The sequence below is a fragment of the Haloarcula salinisoli genome (assembly GCF_019599405.1).
Taxonomy (GTDB): domain Archaea; phylum Halobacteriota; class Halobacteria; order Halobacteriales; family Haloarculaceae; genus Haloarcula; species Haloarcula salinisoli.
In genome coordinates this window covers 192,036-208,109 of sequence record NZ_RKLQ01000002.1, presented here as the reverse complement: position 1 = coordinate 208,109, position 16,074 = coordinate 192,036, and the positions used below count along the sequence as shown (strand labels likewise).

The following is a 16,074-nucleotide window of genomic DNA, read 5'->3' as shown; positions in this document are numbered from 1 at the left end:
GTGAAGTACAAAGTGGTCTCAGAAGTGCGAGAACTTGTCGCGGCGATAGACATCGAGTTCGTTGACCGTCGTCGGCGGTTCCTGGGAGAGCGCGAAGGCGACGGCGTCGGCGACCGCCTCGGGTTCGGTCACCTCGCCTTCCGCGAACACCTCCTCGAAGGGGGTGCCGTCGGCGCTCTCGAACTCCGTGCGGACCTCTGAGGGGTTGACGACGGTGACGCCGATGTCGTCCTCCCCGACCTGTGCGGCGAGGCTCATCGCGAAGCCGCGAATCCACCACTTCGTCGCCGCGTACACCGGGTTGAACGGCCGGGGGTACTTCCCGGCGAAGCTCCCGATGAAGACGATGTTGCCGGCCGTCTCGCGGAGCGGGGAAAGCGCCTCGCGGGCGGTGAAGAAGGCGCCGTTGACGTTGACGCCCTGCATCGTCTGGAACGCCTCGTCGGTCATCGTCTCGATGTCGCTCCCCCGGGCGAGGCCGGCGTTGACGACGACGCCGGTGAGCGGCCCCAGCGTCTCGACGGTGGACTCGACGGCGGCCGCGACCTCGGCGCTGTCGCGAACGTCGGCCGGGACGACGTGGGTCTCGACGCCGTGGTCTCTTGCGACCGAGTCGGCCAGTTCCAGGAGCCGGTCCTCGCTCCGGGCCAGCAACGCCACGTCCGCTCCGTCGGCGGCGACCCGCCGGACCGTCGCTGCGCCGATACCCGAACTCGCGCCCGTGACCAGGACAGTGTCGTCTTCCATGGAGACATCCCCGACCGAGACGAGTATAGAAGTTGTGTCAGTTCGGTCCGGAACCAGTATTTTTTACACACATCATCGAAATGCTATCTTCATGCCAGCTTCAGGCGGCGCGAACACGGGTGGAACGAACGACGACCAGATAGTCGCGATTCTGTTGACCCTGGTGTTCCCGGGTCTCGGTCACTACTATGTGGGCGCTGAGGAGCGGGCTATCTGGTGGATAATCGGAATCGTGTGCTACTACGCTATCTCGTTTATCCTGACGTTCGTCCTCATCGGCTTTTTGTTCTTCCTCCTTGCGCCGCTGGTCCACGTCATCTGCATTATCGACGTGATGAAGATGACCTGAGTTTCGGGCAGGCTCCATCCGAAACAGTATGCGTTTCGATACGGTTGCGAACTGTTCTCGCCGGAGACGACACTGAGCCAGCTGCCCGGGCGCCGTTTCCACTCGAACTCACACCCCTTCTCCTCCGCTCGGGAACAGTACACACAGTCGTTCCACCCGAAACGCTACCCTTTTCGACACGTTCGGGAACGGGTGGCCATCTGGGTTCGTGGCCCCGGACACCCCCTCTCATACGGAGTGGTGTCGTCGCGTCCGGTTTGGACGGCCTCCGGGTCGGACGACACCCACGGCGCTCCGTCTCAGGCTTCCGGCGGCTCGTCGCTCTGGCCGGGGACGCCCCGACCCTGGTAGAAGTCCCCGCCCCAGTTGCCGACCCAGATATCCTGATTCGCGAGGTAGAGCGCCTCGCCGGTGTAGAACCGGTCGTCGGTGACGGACCACTCGCCGGACTGGGTGTCGTACTCGACTTCGCCGTTGTAGACGGCTGCCTGGCCGAACTCTCCGCCGGCTTCGGGCGGCAGTGGCGGCTCGTCGGGGTTGGAGTCGCTGACCGAGGGCTGGCGCTGGGCGCGCTGGAGGCGTCCGCGGTTGAACGTCCCGTTGAAGAACTGCGCGAACGTCTCCTGGGCGCCGGACATATCGAGGACGGCGTCGGCGGCGTTGAGCCCGCCGGTGATGTCGCCGGCGTCCCGGGCGGTGATGGCGTAGGTGTCGTCGCCGACGCCCGTGCTGAACGTGCCGGCGTCGGGCGCCCACAGCTCGTCGGTCATGTACCCCAGCACGTCCTCGGCGGTACTGGTGTAGTCGACGCCGTCGAGCTGGGAGGCCCACAGCAGCCCCTGGCCGACGATACCCTGGGTTGCCGCCTGGTTTTGGGCGCCGTTTGCCACCTTGCCGTTGCCGTCGAGGTTGTCCTCGATGACGCCCGCGAGGCCGTTGGCGTAGTCGACGGCGGCCGACAGCTGCTCGTCGCTCCCGGCTTGCGGGCCGTAGTACCCCGTGGCAGCGAGCATCAGGCCCACCGAGCGCGTCGACTCCTGCTGGGCGACGGCCCTTGGCTCGAACAGGTCCATCGTCGCCGACGCGACGCCGTCCGCGATGCCCTGGATGCCAACCGGCGGGTCGAAGACGGCGTCGTCGCCCGCGTTGGCGGGAATCAGCGGCCTGGGGTTCTCGTAGCCGAACCAGCCGTTCTGGGCCAGGCTGTTCATGTCCGAGAGGAACCACAGCATCGCCGCGTGGTGGTGGGGTCGGTGCGTGTCGTCGACGATTTCGCCCGCGCTCGGGCGGTACTCCGAGAGGAACTCGAAGCTGTCGCCGGCGGTCAAGGCGCCGTTCTCGCGAGAGCCGCCCACGAGGATGGCGGCGTTGATACCGACCTGTGCGAGCGTCGAGAGCAGTTGGGCCCGGAACTTCGGCGCCATCTCCTCGGGCAGCAGGTCGAAGTGGGCCTGGAAGTTCTTCGCCCAGGTGACACCCTTGAGGTGGGTCCAGCCGACCGAGGAGGGGCTGACGATGCCCGAAGACTGGCTCTTGTCCCACGCTAGCGTGCTCGCGTCCGGGCGGCCGCTGTCGTCTTCGAGCACCGGCTGCTGGGTGAAGGCCGGGTCCCCTTCGGTGAACGATGCCAGCGAGAGGTTCGGGTTCGCGATGGGCGGCTGGTCGACCTCCGAGTTTTCGAGCATCGCGGGCATCCGGTTGGACTGGAGCTGTTCCATCTGCTCGTTCAACGGGAACGGCACGCCGTTACCGCTCATCGCGATGTTGGTACTCATATTATAGAGGGAGTACCAGTAGGCGTCGAAGGTGGCCGCCTCGAAGCCGTAGTCGGCCTCGCCACCGCCGCCACCTCCGCCCGAGGGGTCGCCGGCCACGACGGCGCCGCGCATCCCCAGCGAGTCGTGCGGGTCACAGAAGTACAGGTGGATACCCTCCGTGTCGAACGTGCGCTCGTAGGTGTTGTCCCCGCTCACCGGGTCGCCGCTGCGGAAGCTGTCGTCGTCGGCGACGACGTTGTGTTCGCCGCCGTTGCCGGTCCACTCCCAGACGACGGTCGTCCCGGGGTCGACGCGAATCGCCGGCGGGTCGAAGGCAAAGTCGCCGCTGTTGCCCGCTGCACCGACGGAGACGGTGACCGAGGACTGCCCACGCATGTCCACCGTCCCGTCGAAGTTGTCGGTGTCGGCGAACCACTCCCCGTAGTCGATGTTCATCATCTGTGCTGGCGTCGCCGTCCCAGTGGGCGTCCCGCTTGGCGTCCCCGAGTCGCCGGAGCCCTGACAGCCCGCGAGCGCTGCGACCGCCCCGAACGTCCCTGCGAGTACCGTTCGTCTATCGTACATCCTACCGCCCCGCTACCGACGGTCCCTGTAAACAGATTGCTCGGACGCGTGACCGAGACGCACCGACCCAGTATGGTTATATTGGGCGGTGAACGCGGGATAATAAAGCTGACACAGCAGTGTACGTGTGCGACACGCGCACACGACCCTGGCACGACAGTTCAGGGTCTCTCGACCGACAGAATAACACCGGAGAGTCGGGTACATACACTCGATGGAGCCACTCGTCGTCGACGCTGGTGAGACGGACACCGAGACGATACTCGACGCCCTCGAGTCGGGCCGTCGCGTCGTCGTCCAGACCGAGTTTCTCGGCTCGTCACACGAGGTGACACTGCGATACGACGGGACCTGGTACTGCGATACACCGACCCGACTCCACAAACACGACTCCCGAGAGGAGATGCGAAGCTGTCTCCAGCAGCAGGGGTACGGACAGGAGTGACGGGTGAGTTCGAGGTAACGACTCCGTTTATGCGCCCGGCGTGCCTATCCGCCGTCGTATGAGTCTCGACCCCTCGCCCGAGCAGTTTCGCGACCTGATGGCCACCGACGACCCGGACCTCGCGGAGGTGATGGCGTGTGTCTTCGGCGTCCAGAGTCACGAGGTTCGCACCTACCGGACGCTGCTCTCGACGCCCGGCAGTACTGTCGAGGAGCTAGCCAACGCCCTGGAGCGGGACCGCTCGAACGTCAATCGCTCGCTGTCGACATTGCGTGAGAAGGGGCTGGCAAAGCGAGAGCGCCGCCTGCTCGACGGCGGTGGCCACGTCTATCAGTACACTGCGACACCGCTCGAGGAGGCCCGCGAGCTGATGCACGAAGCGCTGGAGGAGTGGGCCGCGGCGGTCCACGACAGCATCGATTCCTTCGACGGCGATACGGTCTGAGGGCGGCCCTGACTGCCCGACGCCGGTCGGGGGCTCGCTGTCGTCCGAAAGACGCACAGCGTCTTTCGTGAGTGAGCGAATCGGAGATTCGCGACCTGTGCAAGACCGAAGGTCTTGCAGCATCCCGAGAGAGCGAAGCTCTCTCGAACGACGCTCCTCGCTACGCTGCGGTCCTTCTGTCGCCCGCCTTCCCGGAGCGAGCGGCCCCTTTCAGGCTGTTTGAATTCGGGTTCGCGTCCCCCAACTCGACTGCGCCTGCCACTCCTAGCCCGTAACCGTCCGACTTTTGCCCGATGGGACCATCGACACGATAATGGCCGACCTGGAACTCACCGACGACGTGCCGCCGGCAGCCGACGACGGCGTCTGGCTGGCCTGCATCGAGTGTGGGGAGACGTTCGCTCCGTTCGACGAGGTTCGCTACACCTGCGACCACTGTGAGGGGCTGCTGGAAGTGCGCTACGCCGACCTGCCGACCTTCGACGAGTTCGAGGGCGAGGGGTCGGGCGTCTGGCGCTACCACGCCGCCCTGCCCTTCGACGTGGGCGTCACCCTCCCCGAGGGCGACACCCCGCTGCACGAGGTGCCCCGAATCGAGGAGTCGGCCGGCGTCGACAGCCTGCGCGTGAAACACGAGGGGATGAACCCGACCGGGTCGTTCAAAGATAGGGGGATGACCGTCGGCGTCCGCGTGGCCCAGGAGGTCGGCGTCGACCGCCTCGCCTGTGCCTCGACAGGGAACACCTCCGCGGCGCTCGCGGCCTACGGCGCTCGTGCCGGGCTGGAGACGCTCGTCCTCCTGCCGGCCGGGAAGGTCGCCGCCGGGAAGATAGCCCAGGCCGCGCTCCACCAGGCCCGTATCCTCGAGGTCGACGGCAACTTCGACCAGTGTCTCGACCGCGTCCAGGACCTCGCGGGCCGGGGTGAGGCCTACCTCCTGAACTCCCTGAATCCCTTCCGCCTGGAGGGCCAGAAGACCATCGGCCTCGAAATCATGGAGGAACATTACGCCGACTACGGCGAGTACCCCGACCGCATCGTCCTCCCCGTGGGCAACGCCGGCAACACCGCGGCGCTGTACAAGTGCTTCCGCGAGCTCGTCAAGTCGGGCGCCATCACGGAGGACCAGGTGCCCAAGCTCACCGGCGCACAGGCCGAAGGGGCCGCGCCGATGGTCGAAGCCATCCACGAGGGCCTCGAGGAGACCAACCGCTGGGAGGACGTCGAGACCCGTGCGACCGCCATCCGCATCGGCAACCCGGTCAACGCGCCCAAGGCCTTGCCCGGCATCCGCGAGACGGGCGGCACCGCCGTCGCCGTCTCCGACGAGGAGATCACCGAGGCCCAGCGCGAACTCGCCGGCGAGGGCGTCGGCGTCGAACCTGCGTCGGCCGCCTCCATCGCGGGCCTGCACAAGCTCCGCGAGGCGGGCGTCGTCGAGGACGACGAGTCCGTCGTCTGCCTGACCACGGGGCACATGCTCAAAGACCCCGATGCCGCCGCCGCGGCCGGCGCCGACCCCGAGCCGGTGCCAAACGACACCGACGATATCCTGGCCCACATCGACGACGGCTCGTCGGTCCGGAGAGGGGCCTCGAAGGCCGCCAAATCCCTGGCGCTGGTCGCCGGCGGGCTCGGTGTCGCGTATCTCCTCCGGAAACTCCGCTCGAAGGACTGAGTTCCGGGACGGGCGCGAAAACCAGCAGGCGTCTCCCTGACGCCCCCTGGCCGCTGGGGCACTAGTTTCATTATGATGTATGTTCTGACTTGAATATCAATGGCGTACCAGATAACCCCGATATTGCTGGCCAACGCCCTCGTCTTCGTTCTCGTCGTGGCACTGGGGGTCTACGGTGCGCTGCAGTACCACCATCGCGGCCACAAATCGGAACTGCTTGCCTTCGTCGTCCTGATGGGTGCCATCGCGGTCTGGGAACTGGGCTCCGTCTTCGCCGGCGTGACCACGACGACCGAGCTGAAGATGCTGGGTGTCAACATGGGCAACGCGCTGGGGGTGTTGCCGATGACCTATGCCTTCCTGTGGTTTGCGCTGGCCTACACCGACACCGAGGGGTGGGTGAACCGGTGGACCGTCGGCTACGTGGGGTTCCTGACGATGACCGTTTGTGCCATCCTCCTCCTCGACCCGTCGTTCATGTTCGACGGGACTCTTGTCACCCGTGGCCCGGTGACGGTGTTCGGGGTCATGTTCGACGAGTGGGTGGCTCTGGACCGGACGCTCCGGACGCCGTTCCACCTGTTCCAGCTCCACGCGTACGTGGTCCTGTTTGCCGGAAGTGCGGTGCTGGCCCGGTATCTCGTCCGTAATCGTAGCGACCTCTCGAACGGCCAGGCGGCCGCCCTCGCGGTTGCCGTCGGGACGCCAACACTGGTCAACAGCCTGCTGTTTGCCGGGCTGCTCCCGCCGGAACTGAACCTCACCGAGATGGCGATGGGCGTGACCGGCGTCGGCTTTGCCGTCGCCATCTTCCGGTATCGGTTGCTGGGACTCGCGCCCGTCGGCCGACAGCAGCTCGTGAACTCGATGGACGACCCAGTGGTCATGCTCGACGATGCGGGGCGGGTCGTCGACTGCAACCCCGCGGCCCGCTCGCTGGTCGACGCGCCGGCGGAGTGGCGCGGCATGGCCGGTGCGGACTTTTTCAGCCCCTTCCCCGAGCAGGTAGAGCGGTTCCGCGACACTACGGACGCCGAAGCGGAGATATCGACTACCACGGGGGGCGAGGAGCGGACCTTCCACCTGAACATCTCGCCGATTCACACGGATGCCGGGGAGCGGGCGGGCCAGCTCATCGTCGCCCGAGATATCACCGTCCAGAACGAGCGACGGCGACAGCTCGAACGACAGAACGAACGGTTAGACCAGTTCGCCGACGTCGTCTCCCACGATCTGCGCAACCCCCTGACCGTCGCCAGCGGGCGCCTCGAACTCCTGCGCGAGGACCCCAGCGAGGACCACATCGACGCCATCGAGGATACGGTCGAGCGCATGGAGACGATGGTCGAGGACCTCCGGACGATAGCGACGGCCGGCCAGACCGTCGAGGAGACCGGGCCGGTCCCCCTCGCCCAGAGCGCGCGTGAGGCCTGGGGATACGCACAGACGGGCGACTGTACCGTCGACGTCGCCGTCGACGACGCCGTCACCGTTCAGGCCGACCGCGACCGGCTGTTGCATATCTTCGAGAACGTGTATCGGAACGCGGCCGACCACAACGACGACGCGGTGGCCGTCCGCGTCGGCCTGCTTTCCGGGTCGCCGGCCACCGACGGCGGCCACCGGACCGGCTTCTTCATCGAGGACGACGGCGACGGTATCCCGGCGGCCGACCGCGACGCCGTCTTCGAACAGGGGTACACCACCGCCGGCGACGGCACTGGCGTCGGCCTCGCCATCGCCCGGGACATGGCCGAGAACCACGGGTGGGATATCCGGGTGACCGATGGCGAGGACGGCGGCGCACGCTTCGAGCTAACGGGCGTCGAGTTGCGGGAGTAACCCAGCGCCGAGACCGGCCTGGCGTCACGGACCGACGACTGCGTCGCCCATTTCTCCTCGCTCTCTTTCGACAGAAAACATTTACCTGATTTCCCTGAACGGGCAGCCATGCCCTCTCACTGGTCCCGACGTACCCTCCTGGCGTCGCTCAGCACAGCAGCGCTTGCGGGCTGTGTCGGCGACGACCCCACCCGGTCCGCGACTCCGACTGGCCAATCGTCGAGTGCCCCAACCACCCCACAGGGCACGCCCGACCCGCCCGACTCACTCGACTCGGCGTGGCCGGTGCCGGGCGCCGAATCCGGCCGGAGTAACTACGCTGCCGGGGTAGCCGGCCCCACCGAGCCGGTGGCCGAACTCTGGACGACCGAGCTAAACGGCTCGCTGACCGACCCGGTCGTCGCCAGCGAGACGCTGTACGTCGGCGCGGGCGAGGTACTTCACGCACTGAACGCTCGCACCGGCGACGAGCGGTGGACGCGGTCGCTCTCCGGCACGACCGAGACGCCGTGGGTCGTCGGCGAGTCGGTGTACGTCCCGACCAGCGAGGCGGTCGTCGCGCTGGCGACCGACGACGGGGCCGAACAGTGGCAGGCAGACCTGCCGTCGAAGGCAGATGGCGGGTTCTTCGCGACCGACCACGGCGTCTACGCGCTGACCGAGGGCGATGAACCAGCCGCCGTCGCCCTGGACCACTCGGACGGCGGCGAACGGTGGCGGACACCGCTCACTCGCGGCCCGTCGACGGCGCACCTGTTTGCGAGTGACGACTCGGTCTTCGTCTCCAGCGGCGGGAGTGGGTCGACGCCCTGGAGACTCACAGCCGACACCGGCGACATCGTCGGCGAGAAACCGGGCATCGCCACTGACTCCCCCAACCCCCGGTTCTACCGGGACGAGACCGTCTTCAGCCGGGACTTCCTTCCCGCCGCGGTCGACGCCCGACCTGCCCCTGGGACCGACAGCGGCTCCCAGTGGCGCGAACACATCTGGGTAACGGGCCTCGGCCCGCTGAGTGCCGGAGCCGACCACCTGTACTGCGTCGCGCCGGGCGACAGCGTCGAGCCCAGGGGCGACGGACCGGACGACAGTCCCGGCCTGTACGCGCTGGGGCTCACTGACGGCTCGCGGGCGTGGTCGACCACTGATATCGACGCCGCGACTGCCGGGCGTCCCGTCGTAACCGACGCGGCCGTTATCGTTCCGACGGCCGACACCCTCCACTGCTTCGACCCAGCCGACGGCACCCAGCGGTGGACGGTGCCGGGCGACGACATCGACGAGACGGTCATCGTGGTCGAGGACCTCGTCTACGCGACGGACGGCGAGACGGTGAGGGCGTTCCGACCGCCATAGTCAGCCCATCCCCGCGAGCGTCTGCCATCGATATCTCTCTGGACACGCCGACACAGCGCTACCGCGGGATGTACTTGTGCTCGTAGCGGCGGACGTACATCACGTAGAAGCCGACGATGAACGCGAGAATCGCCCCGCCGACCGGTTCGAACACGACGGTACCGACGGTAAACGCTCCTGCCATGGCCAGCAGCACTGCGGCGTCCTCTCTGTCCATGCCAACCCTACTTGTAGCTGACAAATAAACGTTCACGAACTGATGGGTGCTTTCCGGGCTGTGGTTGTCGTGTCTCGGCCCCTCGCGTTTGACACTCCTTCCCAGGAAATTCTTATGCCCGTTCCTGTCGAAATCAAGACGTTATGGTCGCGCACTGCCGGCCCGCTCCGCGCCGCACAATGCCGACAACCGCCCCACTGCGACGGAGGACACGATGACGGGCGTCTACGAGCGCGCGCTCGGCGAGGCGGCCGAGGACCTCCACCCGAAGGTCCGGGAACGCTACAGTCTCGGCCCCGAGGACGGCGTCACGGTCGGGCGCGGGCGGATGGACATCTCCCGTGGCGTCCACACGCTCCCCGCGCTGTACGCGATGACGAGCCGGGATATGCTCTTTCCCGAGGCCGGCCACGACGTCCGCTTTGCCGTGACGACCGTCGGCTACGAACTCGGCGGTCACGAGGCGATGACGACCCGCCGGGTGTTCAATTTCGACGGCACCCGCCGCCGTTTCGACTCCGTGACGGTGTGGGACGAGCGCAACGAGCGCTTGCTGGACTACCTCGGCAGGGGCGGGCTCATCGCCACCGAACTCCACCCCCGCGTCGAGGACGGCGCACTGGTCGTCGAGGCAGGCCGGCAGTGGCTCCACTGGCGGGGCCGCTACGTCGCCCTGCCCGACGCGATGGCAGCCGGCGTCGAGGTCCGTGACCGCTACGACGAGGCCGGCGAGCGCTACCACGTACTGGCGACCGTCGAGAACCCGCTTGCGGGGCACATCCTCAGCTATCGGGGCACGTTCACGCAGGCCGACGAGGACCGCGGCGACCACGACGTGGAGACGCTCAAGCCGATGCAGGGACTTCGAAAGCTCCCACCCGCATGAGCACCCACACGCGAGAGGGCGCTACTGCGGCAGACGCCGTCCCCACCGTCAGCGGCGTCGCCGTCCCCGACGCGAGCGCCCTCTTCGGCGCGGTCGTCTGGACGGCCACAGTGCTTGCGGGACGGCTCGGGACCCTCCCGCGAGCGCTCGCACTCGCACCGCTGGTGCTGGTCCCGCTGGGCGTGGGGATGGCCGCCCACCGCCCGTTTCCGGGCCGCGCCGGTCAGTTTCTCCGCGCTGCGGTGTGGCTTCAACCCGTCGGCGCCCTCGGGTTCACGGCGTCGCTCGCGCTCGACGTGCAGGACATCACGGCCGCCGCACTCGCTGCGCCGTGGCTCCTCGTTACTGGCCTGCTGGGACTGGCCGCACTCGTTCGCACCCTCGACCGTGGTGGACTCGCCCTCCCGGAGACTGCTATCGACACCGGGCTTGCGTACGTCTCCGTCGGCGCCGTCGCCCTGCTGCTCTATCACCTGGATATCACCTTCTACTTTGGTTCGACCATCATCCTCCTGACGGCGGTGCACTTCCACTACGCCGGCTTCGTCCTCCCTGTCGTTACCGGTCTCACCGGCCGCAGCGGCCACCTGGACTCCCGGCTGTGGCGCTCGCTCGTCGGCGTCATCCTGGCCGGCCCGGCTATCATCGCCGTGGGCATCTCCTTCTCGCCGCTGGTCGAGGTGGTCGCAGTCGGCGGCTTTACCCTCGCTGTCGCGCTGTTTGGCTGGTACGTCCTCGCCCGTATCGCACCGACTCGGCCACGGGGTCAGGCTATCTTGCTGGGTGCGTCGGCGGTCGCGCTGCCGGTGTCGATGGCGCTGGCGCTTGGCTACGGCGTCGCGACCTTCTCCGGGCTCGACCTCGGGCTGGACATCGCGACGATGGTCGCGTTGCACGGCTCACTCAACGCCTTCGTCTTCGCGCTGGGCGGGCTGGTCGGATGGCGCCTCGATGTTCCCGAGTAACGCGGCCCTCGCTGCTCACGATTCGCTCCGTTCACCGTTCGCTAGTTCGGCGGAACCTCACTCCGTTCGGTTCCTCCCTGCTCGCGGCTCACTTCGCTCCACGGGTCACTTTGTTCCCCGTCGTCGGGCGGCGCTGCCGCCCGACTGCTTGAGGGACCGGAGGTCCCTTTCTGTTCCGCATCGAGGGCCGTGGTACGCACGCCCCTCGCTACGTTCACCGCTGTGCTATCCGAGGCGATTCGCTGCGTCGTCGGGCGACGAAGCCGCCCGACTGGCCGCGGGACCGCAAGGCGGTCCCTCGCTGCTCATCGTCTCGCTTTCCCTACTGCTCTGCGGCCTCGGGCTCTAGCCGATACCGGACCGTCGACTCCCCGGCGAACTTCGGCCCCGACCCCGAATCGGTAAAGCCCGACGCTTCGACGGCGGCCTTGACCTCGGACTGGTCGGCGGTGACGAGCAACTCGACGGCCATGTGCTCACGTTCTGCGAAGGCGATGGGCTCGTTCAGTAACTGCTCGCAGACCTCCGTCGAGCCGGCCAGCTGTGTCACGTGGACGGTTCCCTGTTTGGCGTCGTAGCTGACAAAGCCTACCACGTCCTCTTCCCCCTCTGTGGCCACCCGGACCGTCCGGTCGTGGACGAGGTTGCGCATCACGTCGGGCGGGCTGTCCGCGAGGTCGGCGAGACGCCCGGCGTCGGCCTCGACGGCGTCACGTATCTCCATGCCCGACAGTGTGTGCCCCACGCAAATAAACGGTGTGTCGGACAGTCCCATGACTGGGGCAGGCAAGGCAGATGGACACAGTTATCCCGAGCGACGGCAAATCCGCGTGCATGACTCACGGACACAATCGACGGGTGGTCGGATGCGCGTAATCGCGAAGTTCGGCGGGACGAGTCTGGGCAGCGGTGACCGCATCAACCGGGCCGCCGACTCCATCGCGGCCGCGGTCCAGCAGGGCCACGAGGTCGGCGTCGTCGCCTCGGCGATGGGTAACACGACCGACGAGCTGCTCGAAGGCATCGAGTACGACGCCGCCGACGAGGACCGCGCCGAAATCGTCTCTATGGGCGAGCGCATCTCCGTCCGGATGCTGAAAGGCGCGCTCAACGCCCGCGGCATCGAGGCCGTCTTCCTCGAACCCGGCAGCGAGGACTGGCCCATCATCACCGACGAGTACGGCGAGGTCGACGTCGAGGAGACGAAAAAGCGCGCACACGCCCTGGCCGGCCAGATGAAAGACGTCGTCCCGGTCATCACCGGCTTCCTGGCCGAGGACCACGAGGGCAACATCACGACCCTGGGCCGCGGTGGCTCCGACACCACAGCCGTCATGCTGGGCAACTACATGGACGCTGACGAGGTCGTCATCGTCACCGACGTCGAAGGCGTCATGACCGGCGACCCCCGCGTCGTCGAGGGCGCCCGCAACGTCGGGGAAATCAGCGTCGACGAACTCCGCTCGCTGTCGTTCCGCGGCGCCGAAGTGGTGGCCCCCTCCGCGCTCTCGTATAAAACTGCGAACCTCGGTGTCCGGGTCGCCCACTACCAGCACGGCGACCTGCTGACTGGTGGCACCTCCATCGAGGGGCAGTTCCAGAACCTCATCGACCTCCACGAGGGACCGGTGGCCTGTGTCACCGTCGCCGGCCGCGCCATCCGCAACAGCCCCGGCATCCTCGCGGACCTCGCCTCTGCCATCGGCGACGCCGGCATCAACATCGACGCCAACTCCTCGGGCATGGACTCGCTGACGTTCTACGTCGCCGAGGACGACGCCGACGAGGTCGAGGCACTGCTGCACGACCGTATCGTCGACGACGACACGCTCTCCTCGGTCACGGTCGAGGACGGCATCGCCGTCATCCGCGTCACCGGCGGCGACCCCAGCGAGCACGCCCTGCCCTATCGGGTCATCGAACCGCTCGCCGACGCCCACATCGACATCTACGACGTGGTCACCTCCGCGACCTCCGTCTCCGTGTTCGTCCCCTGGGACGACCGCGAGCAGGCCCTGGAACTGGTTCAGGGCGTCTTCTGAGACCACTTTTTGCACCTTCGTGAGCGCGGCTTCGCCGCGCTCACTCTGCGTGGCGGCTACGCCGCCACGTCGTTCGGTTGCGGGCCGACGGCCCGCAACCGGGGCAAAAACTTGGGAAAAATCGCGGCTTCGGCTCCCGTCGTCGTTCGAAAGACGCGAAGCGTCTTTCGTGATGACGAGAGAGCTTTGCTCTCTCGAACCACGCGCCTTTGGCGCGCGGTGGTCGCCTCGCCGCGGTAGAACCGGCGCCTACGGCGCCGGATGCTTACTGTTTGTAATCCTGTTTCAACTGCTCTGGAGCACGGCCTGCCCTTCCCCGTCTTCGCGCGATGAAACGCGCTTCACGGCCACGGCGACGGCGTCGGGCTCAGTGTACGGACATATCCGAGACGACGTTGAGACAGTAGACGCCGGCGAGGATGAACGCGAGTCCGACGATGGCCGCCCCGTCGAGTCGTTCGCCGAAGGCGACGACGCCGACGGCGGTCACACCGACGATGCCCAGCGCGGCCCAGGTCGCGTAGACGGGGCCGACGGGGAGTTCCTCCAGCGTCAGCGAGAGGAGGTAGAACGCCAGCCCGTAGCCGACGACGACGGCGAGGCTCGGCAGCGGTTTCGAGAAGCCATCGGAGAGCTTCAGGGCGGTCGTCCCGACCAGTTCCGACAGTATCGCGGCGAGGAGGAGGGCGTAGGGGTTCATACGTCATCCGAACGGTAATTCCGCCACGCGAAAAAACTGTATCGGTCCCCCCGCTGTCCGGTCGGCCGACTACCGACCCTGTGTCAGCCGGAAGCCGATTTCCCGCGGGAGCCCGGCCTCCTCGACGGCGTCGATGACGACCGTCGTGTCGTAGGCGACGCGGTGTTCGTGGACGGTCCGTTCGTCGAGGTCGACGACGGCGAAGGCCGCCCGATAGTTGCCGTCCCGGGGCTGGCCCACGCTGCCGGGGTTACAGACGATGCCCTCGTCGTACACCTCGTGGTGCTGGTGGTGGGTGTGGCCCATGATGAGCAGTTCCTCCTCCTCGAGCAACTCCGGGCCGAACTCGTCGGGGTAGGTGTAGTGGTCGGGGTCCTCGGGGTGGCCGTGGACCATCTTCACGCGGTCGTCGAACAGATGGCGCTCCGGGGTGAGGTCCGCGAGCCAGGACAGCTGCTCGTCGTCGAGTTGCTCTCTGGCGTGTTCGACGCCGGCCTGTGCCATCCCGTTGAACGTGAAGGGGGTTTCGCCGGCCACCGCACGGTCGTGGTTGCCCATCACCGTCGGGATGGGGACGGTCGGCCAGGGGCCCTCGGGGAGGGCGGCTGGCTCGCCCCGGACCGCGTCGACGCAGTCGGCGTGCCACGGGTTGTAGCCGACGACGTCGCCGGCACAGACGAGATGGTCGACATCGGGCATCTCGGCGAGTACCTCCCGGAGGGCGACACGGTTGCCGTGGATATCGGAGATAACGCCAACCTTCATGTTGTGCTAATAGCGCGTGGGGGGTCTTGAGTGTCAGCCATCGCTCGGGAGCTGCGTGTGGGGCCCACGGCGAGTTACGCTCCGTTGTATACCGAGAGGTCGAAATCGCCTGCCTCGCCCGCGACACCGGCCGAACAGACGGCGTGCTCGAACTCGTGGTCGTACACCTCACGGGCGGCCGACTCGGCGCTCTCGGCCGCGAGGTCGAAGGCCGTGGGGCTGTCTTTCTCGTAGGTCGCCACCAGCGTCGGCTCGGTGACCTCCTCGACCAGCAGGGCGTCCCGGCGGACGGTACCGATGACCGCACCCGGCCCGTCGGCGGCAGTCGTCGGGTCCGCCGCGTCGACGCCGACGATACCCGCGATGCGGGGCGTGTCGTAGTCGTCCTTCTCGAAGTCAAGCGAGAGCAGCACCTGCGCGAGTGCGTCCCGTGCGGGATAGCCCAGTTCCAGCTTCTCCGCGATGGGGTCGACGTGGGAGCCGTTGCCGACCACGGCGCCGCGGTCGGTGAGCCGGACTCCGTTGTAGGAGATGTAGGGGTTGTCCGTCTCCGGGGCGTCCGGGGTCGGTTCGACGGTGACAGTGTCGTCTCGTCGCACCGCCTGGCGGTTCGGGAACGAGCGCGAGGAGACACGGTAGGCGCCGGTTGTGGGGCCGACGACGACGAAGCGTCCGACGTACATACAGGCTCCTCGCTCGGGGCGTGGCAAAGCCGTGTCGATGTGTCTCCGACACGAACGTTGAAATGAAATGGTGGGGCCATCCCTCGCCGTGGCGAGTGCAGACGACTGCATCCGGGCGCTTCGCGAGGCGGCTGACCGACTCGGCGAATCGCCCACCAAGGCTGACTACGAGGAACTGGGGCTGACGCCCGCGTCGGCCACCATTCAGCGCGTCATGGGTAGCTGGAACGAGGTGAAGGAAGCGGCCGGGCTGGCGACGAACGCGTCGAGCCGAAATCCGCGCCTGGGCCAACGATATCAAGGCGACTGCTGGCTGTGCTCGATGTCCGGAGGACGACCCGGCCTGTCTCGACTTCCACCACGTCGACGAAGACGAGAAGGAACATCAGGTAACCACGATGATATCGTATGGGCACGGTCGCGACAAAATACTCGACGAGATGGCGAAATGCGAAGTCATCTGTGCTAACTGCCATCGGAAGGAGCATTTCACGCCACCAGACGTGTAACCGTGTTACACGCCCCCTAGACACATAAACTGATTCGCAACACTGATATGTGGCTCACTGCTATCGGATTATACAGCGTCGCAACGTCGACCGACGCAAACAT

The 16,074-nt window shown here is 67.0% G+C and carries 17 protein-coding genes; 10 read left to right on the top strand and 7 right to left on the bottom strand.

The window, feature by feature from the left end:
* Positions 1 to 18: 18 nt before the first annotated feature.
* Entirely contained in the window at positions 19 to 747 is a 729-nt protein-coding gene (locus EGD98_RS10160; protein ID WP_220588264.1) for an SDR family oxidoreductase, read from the bottom strand.
* 91 nt (positions 748 to 838) lie between these two features.
* Here EGD98_RS10160 and EGD98_RS10155 point away from each other — a divergent pair, with 91 nt between their 5' ends.
* The gene (locus tag EGD98_RS10155; RefSeq protein ID WP_220588263.1) at positions 839 to 1,096 is read left to right on the top strand and encodes a DUF4870 domain-containing protein; all 258 of its coding nucleotides are present in this window, start codon (positions 839 to 841) and stop codon (positions 1,094 to 1,096) included.
* Positions 1,097 to 1,395: 299 nt separating this feature from the next.
* Here EGD98_RS10155 and EGD98_RS10150 read toward each other — a convergent pair whose 3' ends face one another.
* Positions 1,396 to 3,438 carry a halocyanin domain-containing protein gene (locus EGD98_RS10150; RefSeq protein WP_220588262.1) on the bottom strand — a complete coding sequence of 681 codons (2,043 nt, stop codon included), beginning with the start codon at positions 3,436 to 3,438 and terminating at the stop codon, positions 1,396 to 1,398.
* Between the two features lie 214 nt (positions 3,439 to 3,652).
* On the opposite strand from EGD98_RS10150, the gene EGD98_RS10145 reads away from it, so the two are divergent.
* The 5 genes from EGD98_RS10145 to EGD98_RS10125 all read left to right on the top strand — a co-directional run bounded on the left by EGD98_RS10145 (position 3,653) and on the right by EGD98_RS10125 (position 9,204).
* On the top strand, positions 3,653 to 3,883 hold the full coding sequence (locus EGD98_RS10145) for a DUF8001 family protein (protein WP_220588261.1): 231 nt from the start codon (positions 3,653 to 3,655) through the stop codon (positions 3,881 to 3,883).
* A 58-nt stretch (positions 3,884 to 3,941) separates the two neighbouring features.
* On the top strand, positions 3,942 to 4,328 hold the full coding sequence (locus EGD98_RS10140; RefSeq protein WP_220588260.1) for a helix-turn-helix domain-containing protein: 387 nt from the start codon (positions 3,942 to 3,944) through the stop codon (positions 4,326 to 4,328).
* A gap of 313 nt (positions 4,329 to 4,641) precedes the next feature.
* Positions 4,642 to 6,006 carry a threonine synthase gene (gene thrC / locus EGD98_RS10135; protein WP_236039456.1) on the top strand — a complete coding sequence of 455 codons (1,365 nt, stop codon included), beginning with the start codon at positions 4,642 to 4,644 and terminating at the stop codon, positions 6,004 to 6,006.
* A 99-nt stretch (positions 6,007 to 6,105) separates the two neighbouring features.
* Positions 6,106 to 7,848 (top strand): sensor histidine kinase, encoded by a 1,743-nt coding sequence (locus EGD98_RS10130; protein ID WP_220588259.1) that lies wholly within the window; start codon positions 6,106 to 6,108, stop codon positions 7,846 to 7,848.
* Positions 7,849 to 7,956: 108 nt separating this feature from the next.
* On the top strand, positions 7,957 to 9,204 hold the full coding sequence (locus EGD98_RS10125) for an outer membrane protein assembly factor BamB family protein (RefSeq protein ID WP_220588258.1): 1,248 nt from the start codon (positions 7,957 to 7,959) through the stop codon (positions 9,202 to 9,204).
* Between the two features lie 58 nt (positions 9,205 to 9,262).
* Here EGD98_RS10125 and EGD98_RS10120 read toward each other — a convergent pair whose 3' ends face one another.
* A complete protein-coding gene (locus tag EGD98_RS10120; protein ID WP_220588257.1) occupies positions 9,263 to 9,421 on the bottom strand; it encodes a hypothetical protein in 159 nt (52 codons plus the stop codon).
* A gap of 214 nt (positions 9,422 to 9,635) precedes the next feature.
* Between EGD98_RS10120 and EGD98_RS10115 the strand changes: the two genes are divergently transcribed.
* Together EGD98_RS10115 and EGD98_RS10110 are read left to right on the top strand one after the other, a co-directional pair.
* A complete protein-coding gene (locus EGD98_RS10115) occupies positions 9,636 to 10,307 on the top strand; it encodes a DUF4166 domain-containing protein (RefSeq protein ID WP_220588256.1) in 672 nt (223 codons plus the stop codon).
* Complete coding sequence (locus EGD98_RS10110; protein ID WP_220588255.1) at positions 10,304 to 11,272, top strand: YndJ family protein; 969 nt, start codon at positions 10,304 to 10,306, stop codon at positions 11,270 to 11,272. The genes EGD98_RS10115 and EGD98_RS10110 overlap by 4 nt, the downstream gene beginning before the upstream one ends.
* Before the next feature lie 322 nt (positions 11,273 to 11,594).
* Here the strand turns inward: EGD98_RS10110 and EGD98_RS10105 are convergent, their stop codons facing one another.
* The gene (locus EGD98_RS10105; protein ID WP_220588254.1) at positions 11,595 to 11,996 is read right to left on the bottom strand and encodes a hypothetical protein; all 402 of its coding nucleotides are present in this window, start codon (positions 11,994 to 11,996) and stop codon (positions 11,595 to 11,597) included.
* Positions 11,997 to 12,138: 142 nt separating this feature from the next.
* Here EGD98_RS10105 and EGD98_RS10100 point away from each other — a divergent pair, with 142 nt between their 5' ends.
* The gene (locus EGD98_RS10100; RefSeq protein WP_220588253.1) at positions 12,139 to 13,314 is read left to right on the top strand and encodes an aspartate kinase; all 1,176 of its coding nucleotides are present in this window, start codon (positions 12,139 to 12,141) and stop codon (positions 13,312 to 13,314) included.
* 367 nt (positions 13,315 to 13,681) lie between these two features.
* Here the strand turns inward: EGD98_RS10100 and EGD98_RS10095 are convergent, their stop codons facing one another.
* From EGD98_RS10095 to EGD98_RS10085, 3 genes are all read right to left on the bottom strand, one after another.
* A complete protein-coding gene (locus EGD98_RS10095; protein ID WP_220588252.1) occupies positions 13,682 to 14,014 on the bottom strand; it encodes a DMT family transporter in 333 nt (110 codons plus the stop codon).
* A gap of 69 nt (positions 14,015 to 14,083) precedes the next feature.
* Complete coding sequence (locus tag EGD98_RS10090) at positions 14,084 to 14,779, bottom strand: metallophosphoesterase family protein (RefSeq protein ID WP_220588251.1); 696 nt, start codon at positions 14,777 to 14,779, stop codon at positions 14,084 to 14,086.
* Positions 14,780 to 14,853: 74 nt separating this feature from the next.
* Positions 14,854 to 15,462, bottom strand: a complete 609-nt coding sequence (locus EGD98_RS10085; RefSeq protein WP_220588250.1) for an IMP cyclohydrolase — start codon at positions 15,460 to 15,462, stop codon at positions 14,854 to 14,856.
* A 67-nt stretch (positions 15,463 to 15,529) separates the two neighbouring features.
* Between EGD98_RS10085 and EGD98_RS10080 the strand changes: the two genes are divergently transcribed.
* Positions 15,530 to 15,931, top strand: coding sequence for a homing endonuclease associated repeat-containing protein (locus EGD98_RS10080; RefSeq protein ID WP_236039455.1), 402 nt, complete (start codon positions 15,530 to 15,532; stop codon positions 15,929 to 15,931).
* The last annotated feature ends 143 nt before the right edge of the window (positions 15,932 to 16,074 follow it).